18 protein-coding genes are annotated in these 14,674 nt (G+C 63.9%); 6 read left to right on the top strand and 12 right to left on the bottom strand.

Translation table 11 applies throughout. The annotated features are described in order from the left end of the window. Complete coding sequence (locus tag BLS48_RS14695; RefSeq protein ID WP_091578664.1) at nt 1-465, top strand: SRPBCC family protein; 465 nt, start codon at nt 1-3, stop codon at nt 463-465. 16 nt (nt 466-481) lie between these two features. On the opposite strand, the gene BLS48_RS14690 is transcribed toward BLS48_RS14695, so the two are convergent. The 3 genes from BLS48_RS14690 to BLS48_RS14680 are packed head-to-tail and all read right to left on the bottom strand — an operon-like array spanning nt 482 to nt 2,307. Beyond that, nucleotides 482-745 carry an ArsR/SmtB family transcription factor gene (locus BLS48_RS14690; protein ID WP_091578662.1) on the bottom strand — a complete coding sequence of 88 codons (264 nt, stop codon included), beginning with the start codon at nt 743-745 and terminating at the stop codon, nt 482-484. 31 nt (nt 746-776) lie between these two features. Then, nucleotides 777-2,108 carry an MFS transporter gene (locus tag BLS48_RS14685; RefSeq protein ID WP_280142527.1) on the bottom strand — a complete coding sequence of 444 codons (1,332 nt, stop codon included), beginning with the start codon at nt 2,106-2,108 and terminating at the stop codon, nt 777-779. A gap of 4 nt (nt 2,109-2,112) precedes the next feature. After that, entirely contained in the window at nt 2,113-2,307 is a 195-nt protein-coding gene (locus tag BLS48_RS14680; protein WP_091578661.1) for a DUF1192 domain-containing protein, read from the bottom strand. Between the two features lie 123 nt (nt 2,308-2,430). On the opposite strand from BLS48_RS14680, the gene BLS48_RS14675 reads away from it, so the two are divergent. The 3 genes from BLS48_RS14675 to BLS48_RS14665 all read left to right on the top strand — a co-directional run bounded on the left by BLS48_RS14675 (nt 2,431) and on the right by BLS48_RS14665 (nt 4,901). Further along, nucleotides 2,431-3,441 (top strand): NAD(P)H-quinone oxidoreductase, encoded by a 1,011-nt coding sequence (locus tag BLS48_RS14675; protein WP_091578659.1) that lies wholly within the window; start codon nt 2,431-2,433, stop codon nt 3,439-3,441. Nucleotides 3,442-3,622: 181 nt separating this feature from the next. Continuing rightward, entirely contained in the window at nt 3,623-3,763 is a 141-nt protein-coding gene (locus tag BLS48_RS14670) for a DUF1127 domain-containing protein (RefSeq protein WP_091578925.1), read from the top strand. A gap of 442 nt (nt 3,764-4,205) precedes the next feature. After that, nucleotides 4,206-4,901 carry a DUF1013 domain-containing protein gene (locus BLS48_RS14665; RefSeq protein ID WP_091578658.1) on the top strand — a complete coding sequence of 232 codons (696 nt, stop codon included), beginning with the start codon at nt 4,206-4,208 and terminating at the stop codon, nt 4,899-4,901. Nucleotides 4,902-4,964: 63 nt separating this feature from the next. Here the strand turns inward: BLS48_RS14665 and BLS48_RS14660 are convergent, their stop codons facing one another. The 4 genes from BLS48_RS14660 to BLS48_RS14645 all read right to left on the bottom strand — a co-directional run bounded on the left by BLS48_RS14660 (nt 4,965) and on the right by BLS48_RS14645 (nt 7,080). Then, entirely contained in the window at nt 4,965-5,684 is a 720-nt protein-coding gene (locus BLS48_RS14660; RefSeq protein ID WP_091578656.1) for a helix-turn-helix transcriptional regulator, read from the bottom strand. A gap of 73 nt (nt 5,685-5,757) precedes the next feature. Beyond that, nucleotides 5,758-6,099: a hypothetical protein gene (locus tag BLS48_RS14655; RefSeq protein ID WP_244529609.1), complete on the bottom strand. Its 342-nt coding sequence runs from the start codon at nt 6,097-6,099 to the stop codon at nt 5,758-5,760. 132 nt (nt 6,100-6,231) lie between these two features. Further along, nucleotides 6,232-6,822, bottom strand: a complete 591-nt coding sequence (locus BLS48_RS14650) for a DJ-1/PfpI family protein (RefSeq protein ID WP_091578924.1) — start codon at nt 6,820-6,822, stop codon at nt 6,232-6,234. 90 nt (nt 6,823-6,912) lie between these two features. Then, nucleotides 6,913-7,080: a hypothetical protein gene (locus BLS48_RS14645; RefSeq protein WP_091578655.1), complete on the bottom strand. Its 168-nt coding sequence runs from the start codon at nt 7,078-7,080 to the stop codon at nt 6,913-6,915. 310 nt (nt 7,081-7,390) lie between these two features. Between BLS48_RS14645 and BLS48_RS14640 the strand changes: the two genes are divergently transcribed. Together BLS48_RS14640 and BLS48_RS14635 are read left to right on the top strand one after the other, a co-directional pair. After that, nucleotides 7,391-8,344: a ring-cleaving dioxygenase gene (locus BLS48_RS14640; RefSeq protein ID WP_091578653.1), complete on the top strand. Its 954-nt coding sequence runs from the start codon at nt 7,391-7,393 to the stop codon at nt 8,342-8,344. Between the two features lie 117 nt (nt 8,345-8,461). Then, complete coding sequence (locus BLS48_RS14635; RefSeq protein WP_082525434.1) at nt 8,462-8,623, top strand: hypothetical protein; 162 nt, start codon at nt 8,462-8,464, stop codon at nt 8,621-8,623. Nucleotides 8,624-8,655: 32 nt separating this feature from the next. Here BLS48_RS14635 and BLS48_RS14630 read toward each other — a convergent pair whose 3' ends face one another. The 5 genes from BLS48_RS14630 to BLS48_RS14610 form a co-directional block, all read right to left on the bottom strand. Beyond that, nucleotides 8,656-9,381: an SGNH/GDSL hydrolase family protein gene (locus BLS48_RS14630; protein ID WP_091578651.1), complete on the bottom strand. Its 726-nt coding sequence runs from the start codon at nt 9,379-9,381 to the stop codon at nt 8,656-8,658. A 62-nt stretch (nt 9,382-9,443) separates the two neighbouring features. Continuing rightward, complete coding sequence (locus BLS48_RS14625) at nt 9,444-10,184, bottom strand: DUF899 domain-containing protein (protein WP_091578650.1); 741 nt, start codon at nt 10,182-10,184, stop codon at nt 9,444-9,446. 141 nt (nt 10,185-10,325) lie between these two features. Further along, entirely contained in the window at nt 10,326-11,351 is a 1,026-nt protein-coding gene (locus BLS48_RS14620) for a class I fructose-bisphosphate aldolase (protein WP_091578647.1), read from the bottom strand. Between the two features lie 123 nt (nt 11,352-11,474). Beyond that, nucleotides 11,475-12,671, bottom strand: coding sequence for a phosphoglycerate kinase (locus tag BLS48_RS14615; protein WP_091578646.1), 1,197 nt, complete (start codon nt 12,669-12,671; stop codon nt 11,475-11,477). Nucleotides 12,672-12,784: 113 nt separating this feature from the next. Next, a complete protein-coding gene (locus tag BLS48_RS14610; RefSeq protein WP_091578644.1) occupies nt 12,785-14,674 on the bottom strand; it encodes a potassium/proton antiporter in 1,890 nt (629 codons plus the stop codon).

Below are 14,674 nucleotides of genomic sequence, written 5' to 3'. Positions count from 1 at the left end.
ATGACCAAACGATCCGTCGTCCATTCCACCTTCGTCGTCGAGCGCCTCTATCCGGCGGCGCCGTCGAGGGTCTTCTTCGCGCTCAGCAATCCGGCCGCAAAGCGGCGCTGGTTCGTCGATCCTCACGACCCGACACCCAGCCGGCATGAAATGGACTTCCGCGTCGGCGGCAAGGAGGTCAATGCCGGCTGCCCGAGCGACGGGCAGATGCATTATTTCAACGCGGTCTATCAGGACATCGTGCCGGACCAGCGCATCGTCTACAGCTACGAGCTGCTGTTCGGCGAAACCCGCGTCTCGGTGTCGCTGACAACGATCGAACTTGTTGCCGAGGGCAACGGCACGCGGCTTGTCATGACGGAACAGGGCGCCTTCCTCGACGGTCATGATACGTCCGCCACGCGCGAACATGGCACTGGTGAGCTGCTCGACGCGCTCGGCGCGTTCCTGGGTGCCGAAGCCTGATCGTGTGCTGCTTCAGTCAGGCTTCCCAGAACTGATCGAGCCAGATGTTGAGTTTGAGGAAGCCGGCATTGCTGACCGCATAGACGCGCCTCGTTCCTTCCGGCCTGGCGTTGACCAGGCCGGCTTCGAGCAGCACTTTCAGATGCTGCGACACGGCTGGACGCGAGACCGGCAGTCCGGCGGCCAATTCGTTGACAGTTTTAGGGCCGCGCCGAAGCTCTTCCAGAAGATGGCGCCGGTGGGGGTCGGCAATCGCCATGAAGGCGTCGGAAATGATCATGCCTTACTTGTGCGGCAAAGCTTTTCGAATCTCAACCGTCTGCTTCTGCTTTTCTTCGCGGGTCAAGCCGCAATGCTTCCGGTGTCACCGAGCGATCGGCCGGTTGCGTCGTGAACGCGTCGCGATCTCCGACCGGCACCGGGGCTCGGCGGCTGATGCGCAGCAGCGTATAACCCGCCAGGCACAGATGCGCGAAGGCGGTCGCCAGGAACAGGCCTTCCGGACGCATCCAGCCCATGAGGGCCGCTGCCAGCAAGGGGCCGATCATCGTGCCGAAGCCATAGAGCAGCAGCAGGCCGCCCGATACCTTGACGAAATCCTCTGATCGGGCGTGGTCGTTGGCATGCGCCACCGCGATCGAATAGAGCGTGTAGGCGAACGCGCCGTAGGCGGCGGTGAAGACGATGACAAAGACGCCGGAGCGTGGCTCGAAGAGGAAGATCGCCAGCGCGAAAAAGGCCGCGCCGAAGGCCGCACCGGCCAGCACGAAACGCCGGTCGGTCTTGTCAGAGAGACGCCCTGCCGGAAGCTGCATGGCCGCACCGGCGACGACCACAAGGCTCATCATCAAGGCGATCTCGGCGGTGGAAATGCCGATGCGGGCGCCATAGACGGCGCCCAGCGTGCCCCAGGCGCCGTTGGCGATGCCGATCAACACGCAAGCGACCGCCGAGACCGGCGAATTCGCATAAAGCCCCCTGACGTCGAGCGAGACATCCTGCAGCGGCTTGGGATGCGAGGCGGTCGAGACCGCGGTTGGAATAAGCGACAGGCAAAACAGGATGCCGGTGATCATGAACAGTGACGCCGATTTCACGTCGCCGCCGGCGACGATCATCTGCCCGCCCATGATCGAAGCGTAGGTGACCATCATGTAGAGGCCGAAGACGGTGCCGCGGTTCTCGTTGGTGGCCTTCTCGTTGAGCCAGCTTTCGATGACCATGAAGGCGCCGGCCATGGTGAAGCCAGTGAAAGCGCGCAGCAGGATCCAGACATATTCATCGATGATCAGCCCGGTCAGCAGCGCCACGATGGCGCCCGACGCGGCAAAGGCGCCGAAGGCCCGCACATGGCCGGCGCGGCGCACGATGCGCGGGGCGAAGAAGCAGCCGGTGACGAAGCCGCCGGCCCATGCCGTGCCCATCAGGCCGAGCGATGCGGTCGAGAAGCCTTCCAACTGACCGCGCAGCGGCAACAGCAGCCCGTGCAATCCAGACGCCGCGAGTAGGAAGGCGGTGCCGCGAAGCAGCGAGAGGATCGGTCTGTAGGTTGCGAACATTTTTTGATCCGGCTCGAGTTTGGCGGGGCGCTGGGTCTGAAGACAGTCGCATTCGGGCTTTTCGGCGGCGGGCTTTCGGCCCACCCGTCTATCCGCGGCGGAACAGTGCCTCGGCGGCCGATTTGGTGTTGTCCTTGGCCTTGAGTTCGCTTTCCAGCCGGGCGATCTCGTCGCGCAGGATGCCGATCCGCTCGGTCAATTCACCAACCGAAAGCAGCGACAGGTCCTGCCCGATCTCGTGCGGGCGCGCCTTCTTCTTGGGTTCGTCGTCGAAGATCGCCATCGTCGCTCCTCCCTCCGCCAAACCAGATTGGCCATTTGCCTGATTTGCCAATGAGCATACATAGGGCAAGGGCGCCGATGCAAACAGCCGATCGGACAACGGCGAGGAAAGACGGGAAACTTCATGGCGAGCGGACAGAGAATTCCGGCAAGGATGACGGTCATTGCGATCTCGGAACCCGGTGGTCCCCGGGTGCTGAAACCGGAAACGCGTGACGTGCCGCAGCCAGGACCCGGCGAGATCTTGATCAAGGTGCATGCGGCAGGCGTCAACCGGCCCGACGTGCAGCAGCGCAAGGGCGCCTATCCGCCGCCGCCCGGTGCGTCGGACCTGCCGGGCCTCGAGGTATCGGGCGAAGTGGCTGCCCTTGGCGACGACATATCGCGCTGGCGCATCGGCGACCGCGTCTGCGCGCTGACGCCGGGCGGCGGCTATGCCGAATATGTCAGGGTTCATGCCGGCAGCGTGCTGCCGTTGCCTGCCGGCTTTACCCACACCGAAGCGGCGGCGGTGCCGGAAAACTACTTCACGGTCTGGCACAATGTGTTCGAGCGGGGCGGCCTGAAGAGCGGCGAGACACTGCTCGTCCATGGCGGCTCGTCCGGCATCGGCACCACGGCGATCCAGCTTGCCTCGGCCTTCGGTGCCTATGTCATCACCACTGCCGGCAGCAAGGAAAAGTGCGACGCCTGCCTGAAGCTCGGCGCCGACCGGGCGATCAATTATCGCGAAGAGGATTTCGTGGCCGCGGTGAAGGAGGCAACGGGCGGCAAGGGCGCCAATGTCATCCTCGATATGGTCGGCGGCGACTATGTGGCGCGAAACTACGAGGCCGCGGCGATAGAAGGCCGCATCGTCCAGATCGCCGTGCAAGGCGGCGCGGTAGCCAGTGCCGACTTTTCGAAGATCATGGTCAAGCGGCTTACCCACACCGGGTCGACGTTGAGGCCGCGCACGGTCGAGTTCAAGGCGGCGATCGCGGCCGCGCTGGAGGCGCAGGTGTGGCCGTTGCTCGGCACACGCAAGGTGGCTCCCGTCATGGATATGATCCTCCCGCTCAGCGAGGCCTGGCGGGCGCATGAGCGGATGGAGGAAGGCGAACATATCGGCAAGATCGTGCTCGACGTCGGCTGACGGCGACATTGCCCGGACTCGGTCAGCAGGCTGACCGAGCGGCCCCTGCCTACAAGCTGAACAAAAGCTTAATGGTGCAATGCAGCATTTGCATCATTGGTATGCAAAATCGGTCATTCAAGTCCCGATCGATGATCACTATTTGTGCATCATCGAAACGAACAATCCTTGGAGGACTATCATGAACCCGATCCGCGCTTTCCGTAACTGGCGCATGTACACTGAGACCGTGCGCGAACTGAACCGCCTTAATGCACGTCAGCTCAGCGATCTCGGCATCAACCGCGCCGACATCGAAAAGATCGCCCGCAAGGCCATATGATGTTGAGCGTGGTCCGTTCCAAGAACCGGACCATGCTGTAGAAAAGCAAGAGCCGAAGCAGGCGGTTTAGCCGTCGCCGGTTCCGAGCCCGCTGGACCCTGTCCGGCGGGTTTTGTCTTTTTTGGGCCGGTTGGCCTCAGTTTCCAGCAAGAAATCTCGGCAGGCGAGGGATCGGTTGCCGCCGACGTCAGCATCAAGACCGGGTGTGCCTGTCTCGACCGGTTTCTCGCCAGACCGCCACCCGCCAGCAAAGCCAGCTTGTCGCACTGCCAAGGCGTGCGGAGCCGTTTCGATAACCGCAGGGTCCCCGGCTTCTGGCCGATTGCTTCCAAAAACATTGCGAAACGACCCGAGAGAGGTTATACAAGCCGCGAATTTCCCATTTTGGTGGCTCTAAACCACCGCCCGCGCGGGAACGCGGGCGAACGAGAAGGATTTTTGAATGGCCAATACGCTGCTGATGCCCAAGGCGACCGCCGTCTGGCTGGTCGACAACACCGCGCTCTCCTTCGAGCAGATCGCGCAGTTCTGCGGGCTGCATCCGCTCGAGGTCAAGGCGATCGCCGACGGCGAATCGGCGCAAGGCATCAAGGGCATGGATCCGATCATGACCGGCCAGTTGACCCGCGACGAGATCGCACGTGCCGAAAAGGACCCGAACCAGCGCCTGAAGCTTTCGGATCCCAAGGTGCGGGTGCCGGAATCCAAGCGCAAGGGGCCGCGCTACACGCCGCTGTCGAAGCGCCAAGACCGGCCGAACGCAATCCTGTGGCTGGTGCGCAACCATCCCGAGCTCAAGGACGCGCAGATCTCGCGTCTGGTCGGCACCACCAAGTCGACCATCGAGCAAATCCGTGAGCGCAAACACTGGAACTCGGCCAATTTGCAGCCGATGGACCCGGTGACGTTGGGCCTTTCCTCGCAGATCGACCTCGACATGGAAGTCAACCGCGCTTCGCGCGGACGCGAACAGGCGCAGCCGGTCGGCGACACGCTGCTGCCGGCGGCCCTGACCGAGCGGCTGGTGCCGGCTCCCGAGAAGCCGAAGGATGAGGATGCCGAACTCGACGCCAACGCCGTCTTCGCCAAGCTCTCGGCCTTGAAGTCGAAGAATACGGACAACGACGACGACCAGTGAGGTCTTTGACCACGCAAGAAAAAAGCCCGCTACGAGCGGGCTTTTTTGTGCGGTCCAGCAGTCTCAGGTCCGCGCCGCGCGATCCGGCGCCATGCCGTAGTCCTCGCTGCGTTCCACGGCCCGGTAGAAGTCGGCAAGCTGCTTGCCGCGCTCCGGCTTGAAGATGCGGCCGGCGATGACCACCGAGGCGATGCGATCGATGCGGAAGGCGCGAAAGTCGTCGCGCATCTCGCACCAGGCGACCAGCGTCCATACCTTGCCCCAGAACCACAGGCCGAGCGGGCGGATATCACGCGCGGTGCCGCGTCCGGCCTCGTCCGAATAGTCGATGGTCAGCACCTGGCGCTTTTCGACCGCTCGCTCGATCAGGTCGATCGCTTCGCGGGCGGCGTCGCTGACCACCCACATCGGCGTGTGGATCTCAGTGCGGGCGATGCGGTCCTTTTCGGCGTCGGGCAGCACGGCGCCGATCTTGACCAGCGCCTCGTCGGCGGCACGCGCCATGGCAGCGCCGCCAAAGGCGCGCACCATGCGGGCGCCGGCAACCAGCGCCACGATCTCGTCACGCGTGAACATCAGCGGCGGAAGGTCGAAGCCCTCCCTCATCATGTAGCCAACGCCGGCCTCGCCGTCGATCGGCACCCCGGTCGACTGCAGGTCTGCGATGTCCCGGTAGATGGTTCGCTCGGAAACCTCGAGCCACGTGCCGAGCTTCTGAGCGGTGACCAGACGGCCACCACGCAGATGCTGCACGATCTGAAAGAGCCTGTCGGCGCGGCGCATCGTATGGTTCCTCAATGTTGTTTCTATGCATGTCGTGGCCCCAAAAGCGGTGCCCGTTCCTGGGCGGCATGCACTATGGTTTCAGTCCTTCGCGCTTGCGCTGCGCGGCGACGAATTCCGCGCCGAAGGACAATTTCCTCGTTGTCGGCGTCTTCGCGTCGAGCACGCGCCAGAAGGGTGCTATGTCGCTCAACGCCATGCCGCGCTCGAGATCCTCAATGGCCGCTTCAGCAACAGTGCGCGAATGATAGCCTGTTGTGACCGGGCATGTCACTTCGGCGCCATGCTCGACGGCAAGTGCCGTGCGCAGTGCACGGACGTCCATCTCGACGCCTTCGGGAATCGAGCGGATGAAATCGTCGACCTGTCGCGGCGTCGGCACCAGCATCGGCTGGCCCTCGATGACGTCTCCCATCGTGCGGTGTCGGCCTGACGCCATTGATCCCAGGCGTGTTCAGCCTGTCATTCCAGCTTTTCATCGATCGTCAACTCCACAGCCGATGTGCAGTAATCTGCACCATCGCACGCGGCTCCTGACAGCATTCTGTCAGGAGCATTCAGCATATTCCTTGGCAAACAGCGTCCGCATCTGCGCGAGATCGCTGTCTCTTCCGGGATAAAGCGTCTTCAGAAAGGCAAGAGCGAAGGTGCCGGGCGCCGAACCCGGCGCGGAAACGACCGTGCCGTCGGCCACTGCATGCGGCACGTCCTGATAGTTGCGGTCGCCGGCATAGCCGGCTTCGTAACGGTTGATCCAGTCGCGGCCATTGCTGGTGTGCCTGGCCTTCTCGAACACGCCCGCCCGGGCCAGCGCCAGCGTCCCGGCGCAGATGCCGCCAACGACGCCGCCGCGCGACGCAACGGATTTGAGCAGTTCGGCGACATCCGGTGGCGCCTTGCCAAACCACTGGTCGGAGCCGATGACGGCGACGGCGTCGAGATCGGCATTCTCATCGGCGCCGGCCGAGCGATCAGGCACCAGCCGAAAACCGCTGATGCCTGTCACCGGCTTGCTGTCCGGCGTCAGCGACACGGCGCGGGCACCGAACCATTCGACCGCCGATGCCGCCAGCAGCCCATACTCCCAGTCGGCAAAGCCTTCGATGAAAAGAAAGCCAATTGTCTTCTGCTCGGACACAAGCTCGCTCCATTCCACGCACGCCGGACTTTGTTTTCATATCTGGGCGTTGGCAGGCCCACATCCAACCGCTGTGGCGAAAAATTCGTCTCAATTGCCGCGATGGCGACGGTCGGCATACATGTCCGGCCAGCCGATATCCTTGCGAATGTCCGCCGGCAGCGAGTTCATGAACCGCTGGGTGCGGATCTCATTGCGCATCGTGCGTATCTTGCCGACATAGTGCTGCATGCCGCGCAGAATGGTAAAACCGTTCATGGCTATTCTCCTCTCTATGACTGGAGGCATTATCGCATACCCCTCCTGACAGCAGTCTGTCAGGAGGATGGCAGGGCGCGCGACGATAGCTGCGACCGGCACATTTCCCTGGAAAAGCATCGGTTTCGACACATCATGCCCTGCTCTCGGCAGGCTGCGCAGGGAGCCGATTGTTCACTGATAGAAGAACGATTCGGTCGCTATTGTTCATAGTTCGGCGACGGACCGTCAGGATATATGGCCTTCAGCGACGTGGCCGCGATTCTGATATGAAGGGAGAAAATTCTTCCCCAGAAACAGGGAGACGACCATGAGCCTGCAACTGACAGGAATCCACCATCTGACCGCCATCACCGCCAATGCGCCAGGTAATCTTCACTTCTATACGAAGGTGCTGGGCCTGCGGCTGGTCAAGAAGACGGTCAACCAGGACGATACCTCGGCCTACCATCTCTTCTATGCCGATGGCGAAGCGACACCGGGCACCGACCTCACCTTCTTCGACTGGCCGGTTGGCCCTGAGCGGCGCGGGACGCACAGCATCGCGCGAACCAGCCTCCGGGTCGGCAGCCGGGAGAGCCTTGCCTGGTGGAAGCAGCACCTCACCGGTGAAAACGTCGTGACAGGAGAGATTGCCGATATTGGCGGCTATCCGTCGCTGGATCTCGAGGACCCCGAAGGCCAGCGCCTGCGGCTGGTCAGCGATGGCGGCAAGGGCGACAGCCATGCCTGGGCGCAAAGCCCGGTGCCGGTCGAACACCAGATCCGCGGGCTCGGGCCGATCGTCATCAGTGTCCCCGACATCACCAACACCGAGGCGGTGCTGACCAGGGTGATGAACATGCGCAAGGTCCGCGACTATGCCTCGCCGGACGACGAGGGCCACGTTCATGTCTTCGAAATGGGCGAGGGCGGGCCGGCGGCGGAGCTTCATGTCGCCGTGCAGCCGGGGCTGGCGCCCGCAAGACAAGGCGCCGGCGCGGTTCATCACGTTGCCTTCAGGGCGCCAGACCAGGAAACGTTGCATCAGTGGACCGCCCGTCTGGCCGAATTCCGTCTGCCGTCGAGTGGCGAGGTCGAGCGTTACTACTTCCGCTCGCTCTATTTCCGCGAGCCGAACGGCATCCTGTTCGAGATCGCCACCGACGGGCCGGGGTTCACCGCCGACGAGCCGCTGGAAACATTGGGCGAAAGCCTTGCCCTGCCGCCGTTCCTCGAACCGAAACGCGCCTCGATCGAGGCCGGGCTGAAGCCGCTGAAGTAGATCGCTTTTCGGTCAAAGGCTGGCGCCGCGTTCCGACTCTGGATCGCGGCGGCTATTCTTTCTCAGGGAAGGAAAGAGGTGCTTTGACAGCCGGCCGCGTTGCTGGTCAAAGGCGGCATGTCGAAACTTCTCGCGCTCGTCATTGTTGGCATCATGGTCATCCAGCTGATCAAGCCGCTCGGCTGGCCGGGGCTGAAGCGGCGCAGTGACTTCTGGAAGCTCGCGCTGCTGGCGATGGCGGCGATTTCGATCACGGCGGTGCTGGGGCATTGGACGTAGCGGGGTGGCGACGGATGTTTGCCGGTCGCCCGCTACACCGGGCGTTGCTCGCCCAGCACCAGGCCGACCAGATGTTCCGCCCAGGCGCGGTAGCCGGCCTCCGAGGCGTGAAAGCCGTCGGAAGCAAAACCAGCCTCGGGATTGGTAATTGGCAGCCGCGGCGCCGGCACCGCGCCGCGTTCGAGGCAAAGGCGTTCGCCCATCCGGTTCATCTCGGTGGCGCGGATCTCGAGGATCTTGCCGAGCAGCGAGGGCATGGCCGGTGCGCGGGTGAATTCCAGCACCGGCGACCAGACCACGCGCGCTTCCGGCCATTTGGCACGCAGCGCGTAGAGCAGGCCGCCGAACTCCTTCTTGAAGCGCGGCACGGAATGAAAATTCTTGGTGTCGTTGGTGCCGATGGCCAGCACGATATGCGTCCACTGATCCGCCGACAGATTGGGCAGGACATGGTCGCGGATCTGGCCCGATGTTGCCGAATTGAAGCCGGCCGCTCGCCAGCGCACGGCGCGGCCGGTGCCCTGCGAAATCAGGACGGCGAGTTGCGCGGCAAGTCCGTCCTCGGAATTGCCGATACCGACCGAGGCGGCCGAGGAATCACCAAGCACCAGAAGCGAGATCGCCGGCGCCTTGCCGGCGATCTCGTGCATGACTGGCCCCTGCGCAGGCAGCATGCGCGTCGTGCGACGGCGCACGCCCAGCCCCTGCCAGACGTAGATCGGGAAGGCGAGCCAGGTGAGAAGGGCCGGGAAGCGCATGGCAATACCGTGGAATGATCTGCGGCACCTTTAGCGCATGTTTCGCCGAAGATGAACGCTCTTCAATCGCAGCAACTTGGCGGCGTTACCAGCCTGTCCTGATATTCGTCGTGCAGCCGCACCCAGTCCATCAGGCCGTTGTAGGGGCCAGTTTCGTTGCGGCCCTTCGGCGTCATGTCGAGGTAATCATAGGTGCCGATCAACGCCTCGCCACCGCGGGCGCGCGACATGAAGGTGAGGAAGATGTCGCCATATTCATCTCGGTAGAAAACACTGGTGCCGGGAAGTTCTTTTGACGTCCGGGGACGGGTCTCGAAATTGTAGGTGGTTTCACCGGCGGCGATCTGCTTGTCTGTGAAGGAGACCTGCATATCGAAGTTGAAATCCGAGGCGTAGGACGACACCCAGTCGAACTTCCAGCCCATGCGTCGCTTGTAGGGCAAAAGCTCAGCCAGCGGCGCGCGCGAGACCACGATCAGCGACACGTCGTGGTGCCTCAGATGCTGGTTGGCGCCGTCGATATGGTCGGCAAGGAACGAGCAACCCTCGCAATGATGCGTGCACCCCGGCCCGAACATGAAGTGATAGACGATCAGCTGGCTGTTGGCGCCAAACAGGTCGACCAGTTTCCTTGGCCCTTGCTCCGTCTCGAAAACATAGTCCTTCCTGATCTTCAGCCAGGGCAGTTCACGCCGTTCAGCCGCGATGCGTTCGCGAAGCCGCGTCAGTTCCTTCTCACGTGCCAGATGCGCCTTGTGCGCCTGGTACCAGTCTTCGCGCGAAACCACTTTGTTGCGATGCATGAGCCCCTCCCTGTCTGTCATCCCAAGGACGTTCGGGATGGGCACAAACCGACATCGCCGACTGCTTGTTTGAGCATCATCCTCCAAACAAAAACCCGGGCGCATCGGCCCGGGTTTGAGGGGGAGACGGAAGAGCGCGGATCAGGCGGCCTGTTCGAGGCTAACCTTCCATTTTCCGAGCGCCGCGAGGTAATTCATGTGGGCGCGGTGAGTGAAGGCGGCCTGGCCGGCGGCGACATTCGACGCCTTGCCACTCCATGCTTTCTGCGGGGCTGCCTGCAGCGCGCGGCCATAGGAAAAGGTCAGCTTCCAGGGATGCGGCCCGATGGCATTGATGGCGTTGAGATTGGCGGTCGCTTCCTCGTCCTCCTGGCCGCCGGAGAGGAAGGCGATGCCTGGCACCGCCGCCGGTACGGTCTCGCGGAACAGTTTTATGGTCTTCTCCGCGACTTCCTGCGGGCTGCTTACCTTGCCCGATTTCTTGCCGGCCAGCACCATATTGGGCTTCAGGATCGTGCCTTCGAGGACGACCCGCGCCGCGTAAAGCTCGTCATAGAGTTTCGTCAGCGTCGCCTTCGAGACTTCATAACAAGTGTCGATGTCGTGCGCGCCATCCATCAGCACTTCCGGCTCAACGATCGGGACGATGCCGGCTTCCTGGCAAAGTGCGGCGTAGCGGGCAAGCGCATGGGCGTTGGAGCCGATCGAGGTCGCCGAAGGCACGCCCCTGGTTGTGTCGATGTCGATCACCGCGCGCCATTTGGCGAAGCGGGCGCCGAGCTTGTAGTAGTCGGCAAGGCGCTCGCGCAGGCCGTCCAGACCCTCGGTGACGGTGTCGCCGGGAAAGCCGGCCAGAGGCTTGGCCCCGGCGTCGACCTTGATTCCGGGAATGGCACCGGCTGCCTTGATGATGTCGACCAGCGGCGTGCCGTCGGCGGCCTTCTGGCGGATGGTCTCGTCATAGAGAATGACGCCGGAGATGTATTTCGTCATCGCGTCGGAGGCGCGAAACATCATCTCACGATAGTCGCGGCGGCTGTCCGCGGTCGATTCGACGCCGATGACATCGAAGCGTTTCTTGATGGTGCCGGAGCTTTCGTCGGCAGCCAGCAGGCCCTTGCCACCGGCCACGATCGCGGCGGCAATGTCTTCGAGACGTTCGCTCATTGTGCTTCTCCTGAAGGGTTTGTTCCGCGCTTAACGGAAGTCTACCGCCAAAGGAATGGCATCGGAAAGCTCGAATCGATTGAAAGTCTCCGGCGCCCGCTCGTTCTCTTTGTGTTGATCGTCTCAGCGCTTCAGCACATCGACGCCGGGCAGCGGCTTGCCTTCCATCCATTCCAGGAAAGCGCCGCCGGCGGTCGAGACATAGGTGAAGTCGTCGGCGACGCCGGCATGGTTGAGCGCCGCCACCGTATCGCCGCCGCCGGCGACGGAGACCAGCTTGCCTTCCTTGGTGCGCGCCGCAGCGTGCTTCGCCGCCGCCACGGTCGCGTGGTCGAAGGGCTCGATCTCGAAGGCGCCGAGCGGGCCGTTCCAGACCAGCGTCGCGGCGCGGTCGATCCATTCGCCGACGGCTTTCACCGTCTTGGCGCCGACATCGAGGATCATGCCATCGGCTGGCACGTCCGAGATGGCGACGGTCTCGCAGGCCGCGCCTGCCTTGAATTCCTTGGCGACGACGCCGTCGACCGGCAGGATGATGGCGCAGCCGGCCTCGGCCGCCTCGATCATGATCTGCTTGGCGGTCGAGGCCAAGTCATGCTCGCACAGCGACTTGCCGACATCGGTGCCGCGCGCGGCGAGGAAGGTGTTGGCCATGCCGCCACCGATGACCAGGGCGTCGACCTTCTTGACCAGGTTCATCAGCAGGTCGATCTTGGTCGAGACCTTGGCGCCACCGACGATGGCGACGACCGGACGGACCGGATTTCCCAGCCCCTTCTCCAGCGCTTCGAGTTCGGCCTGCATGGTGCGGCCGGCGAAGGACGGCAAGAGATGCGCCAGCCCCTCAGTCGAGGAGTGGGCGCGATGCGCGGCGGAGAAGGCGTCGTTGACGAAGATGTCGCCATTGGCGGCGAGCTTTTCGGTGAAGGCCGGATCATTCTTCTCCTCGGCCTTGTAGAAGCGGGTGTTTTCGAGCAGCAGGACGTCGCCCTTGTTCATGGCGGCGACGGCGCTCGCCGCCGTGTCGCCGACGCAATCGCCGGCAAAGCCAACAGGACGGCCGAGCACGTCAGCCGTGGCCCTGGCGATCGGCTCCAGCGAGAATTCAGGCGAGGGGCCATCCTTGGGCCGGCCGAAATGGGCGAGCAGGATGACCTTGGCGCCCTTGCCGGACAGTTCAGCGATGGTCGGGGCGATGCGTTCGATGCGGGTGGCGTCGGTGACCTTGCCGCCGGCGACGGGAACATTGAGGTCGACACGCACCAGAACGCGCTTGCCGCTGATGTTGCCGATATCGTCCAGGGTCTTGAAGGCGGCCATGCGGGTTCCTTTCGCGGAAAAATCGCCGGGACCATACCCCGCGCCAACGATGATGCAAGCCTCCAGACGCGGCCCGCGCGGAAAAATGATCCAGCCCGTTGTGTCTGGCGCGGTCAGCCTTCGGTTGTCGCCTTTTGTGTCTCGGGCGCCGGGGGCGGCGTCACTTCAGACTGCGCCTCCGCCATCTGCGTTTCAGTCGGCTTGCGCCAGTTGCGGACAAAGGCGGAGACACGGTCGCCGATTTCGCCGGCGCTCAGGAAAACCGGCACCCGTGCCACCGGTGCGGTCGGTTCGAAGGAAAGGCCGAGCCCGGTAATTCTGCCCTTGTCGTCGACGTCGCGGACGATCAGCTCGATCGGACCGAGCAGCACGCGGTCGGCATATTCGGCATGGCCGCCGAGCCGTGCCGTGACCAGGGCGCCGACGGTGAGCTTTTGCTCCGCTTCGGTCAGTCCTGGCGCGTAAGCCGCCTCCAGTTCAGCGGCGGAGCGCGCCGGGTCCACCGCGAAGGCGCCGAAGAAATCGGCATCTTCGGGATCGACCACGGCGCGACTGGCGAACAGCTTGTCGAGCAGGCGCGGGTAGCGGTCCGGCACGAAGATGTAGACCTGATCGCCGGCGGTGAGCCGGCCCATGTCCTGGAAGCGCATCGAGCGGCCGTCGCGCAGCACCAGCGAGGGCCGCGCCCAGCGCGGGATGCGCTCGCCGCGCGCCACCGGGCTGCCGGGCGCCACGCGGTAGGCAAGGAGCTCGTGATGGGCGGAGCCCGGCAGTTCGAGCTCGACCTTGTCCAGCGGTCCGAGCCGCGCCGGTACGATGAGGCCGAGGCGGCGCGCCAGCGGCCCGACCGTCCAGCCCTGGATGACCAGCGACACCAGCACGATGATGAAGGCGGTGTTGAAGATGAGGCGGCCGTTTTCCAGCCCGCCGAGCAGCGGGGTGATGGCGAGCAGGATCGAGACCGCGCCGCGCAGGCCGACCCAGGAGACGAAGGCGACCTCGGGGCGTGGCAAGCGGAACGGGATCAGGCAGACCCAGACCGCGATCGGCCTGGCGACGAACATCAGGAACAGGCCGAGCAGAACCGCTGGCACCAGGATCGCCGGAAATTGCGAGGGCGTCGCGAACAGGCCCAGGATCAGGAACATGATGATCTGCGCCAGCCATGACATGCCGTCCTGGAAGCGCTTGAGGATGGTGACGGCGCGGATGTCGGAATTGCCGGCGACCAGGCCGGCAAGATAGACCGCCAGGAAACCCGAGCCACCGATGGCGCCGGCGGCGGCAAAGACCATCAGCGACAGAGTGAGGACGAAGATCGGCAGCAGACCGTGGTCGAGATTGAGCCGGTCGACGAGGCGCACGATGGCGAGGCCGCCGAGCACGCCGACGACGGCGCCGAGGCCCATGTTGAGGAGGAAGCCGAGGATCAGGCTGGTGACCAGGACATTGGTCTCGGGATTGGCGTGGGCGGCGATGATCTCGACCAGCGTGATGGTCAGGAAGATGGCGATCGGATCGTTGGTGCCGGATTCGACCTCGAGCGTCGAGCGCACGCGTTCGCGCAGATTGATCTCGCCGGCGCGCAGCAGGAAAAACACCGCGGCGGCATCGGTGGAGGCCACGGCGGCGCCGAGCAGGAAGGATTCCAGCCAGGTGAGGTCGAGCAGATAATAGGCGGCGGCGCCGAACAGGCCGGTGGTCAGCAGCACGCCGAAGGTCGCCAGCGACAGCGCCGGGCCCGCCGCCTGCCGCAAGGCGTTGAGCGGCGTGCCGAAACCGGAATCGAACAGGATGACGGCAAGCGCCAGTGAGCCGGCAAAATAGGCGATGCGGGCATTGTCGAACTGGATGCCGAGGCCGTCCGTTCCGGTGGCGAGCCCTATGCAGAGAAACAGGAGCAGAAGAGGGGCGCCGAAGCGGAAGGCGATCAGGCTCGAAAACGCGGCGGCGACAACAAGCGCGGTGCCGACCAGCGTCACGACATAGATCGCATGCTCCAT

The sequence above is a fragment of the Mesorhizobium qingshengii genome (genome assembly GCF_900103325.1).
In the GTDB taxonomy this organism is placed as follows: Bacteria; Pseudomonadota; Alphaproteobacteria; order Rhizobiales; family Rhizobiaceae; genus Mesorhizobium; species Mesorhizobium qingshengii.
This window is presented reverse-complemented; position numbering and strand designations above follow the sequence as displayed.

What these genes read in the sequence shown, in the direction of transcription:
- BLS48_RS14695 (WP_091578664.1), top strand. Translation starts at nt 1, where the DNA reads ATGACCAAACGATCCGTCGTCCATTCCACCTTCGTCGTCGAGCGCCTC.
- BLS48_RS14690 (WP_091578662.1), bottom strand. Translation starts at nt 745, where the DNA reads ATGATCATTTCCGACGCCTTCATGGCGATTGCCGACCCCCACCGGCGC.
- BLS48_RS14680 (WP_091578661.1), bottom strand. Translation starts at nt 2,307, where the DNA reads ATGGCGATCTTCGACGACGAACCCAAGAAGAAGGCGCGCCCGCACGAG.
- BLS48_RS14675 (WP_091578659.1), top strand. Translation starts at nt 2,431, where the DNA reads ATGGCGAGCGGACAGAGAATTCCGGCAAGGATGACGGTCATTGCGATC.
- BLS48_RS14670 (WP_091578925.1), top strand. Translation starts at nt 3,623, where the DNA reads ATGAACCCGATCCGCGCTTTCCGTAACTGGCGCATGTACACTGAGACC.
- BLS48_RS14665 (WP_091578658.1), top strand. Translation starts at nt 4,206, where the DNA reads ATGGCCAATACGCTGCTGATGCCCAAGGCGACCGCCGTCTGGCTGGTC.
- BLS48_RS14660 (WP_091578656.1), bottom strand. Translation starts at nt 5,684, where the DNA reads ATGCGCCGCGCCGACAGGCTCTTTCAGATCGTGCAGCATCTGCGTGGT.
- BLS48_RS14655 (WP_244529609.1), bottom strand. Translation starts at nt 6,099, where the DNA reads ATGGGAGACGTCATCGAGGGCCAGCCGATGCTGGTGCCGACGCCGCGA.
- BLS48_RS14645 (WP_091578655.1), bottom strand. Translation starts at nt 7,080, where the DNA reads ATGAACGGTTTTACCATTCTGCGCGGCATGCAGCACTATGTCGGCAAG.
- BLS48_RS14640 (WP_091578653.1), top strand. Translation starts at nt 7,391, where the DNA reads ATGAGCCTGCAACTGACAGGAATCCACCATCTGACCGCCATCACCGCC.
- BLS48_RS14635 (WP_082525434.1), top strand. Translation starts at nt 8,462, where the DNA reads ATGTCGAAACTTCTCGCGCTCGTCATTGTTGGCATCATGGTCATCCAG.
- BLS48_RS14630 (WP_091578651.1), bottom strand. Translation starts at nt 9,381, where the DNA reads ATGCGCTTCCCGGCCCTTCTCACCTGGCTCGCCTTCCCGATCTACGTC.
- BLS48_RS14625 (WP_091578650.1), bottom strand. Translation starts at nt 10,184, where the DNA reads ATGCATCGCAACAAAGTGGTTTCGCGCGAAGACTGGTACCAGGCGCAC.
- BLS48_RS14620 (WP_091578647.1), bottom strand. Translation starts at nt 11,351, where the DNA reads ATGAGCGAACGTCTCGAAGACATTGCCGCCGCGATCGTGGCCGGTGGC.
- BLS48_RS14615 (WP_091578646.1), bottom strand. Translation starts at nt 12,671, where the DNA reads ATGGCCGCCTTCAAGACCCTGGACGATATCGGCAACATCAGCGGCAAG.
- BLS48_RS14610 (WP_091578644.1), bottom strand. Translation starts at nt 14,674, where the DNA reads ATGGAGCATGCGATCTATGTCGTGACGCTGGTCGGCACCGCGCTTGTT.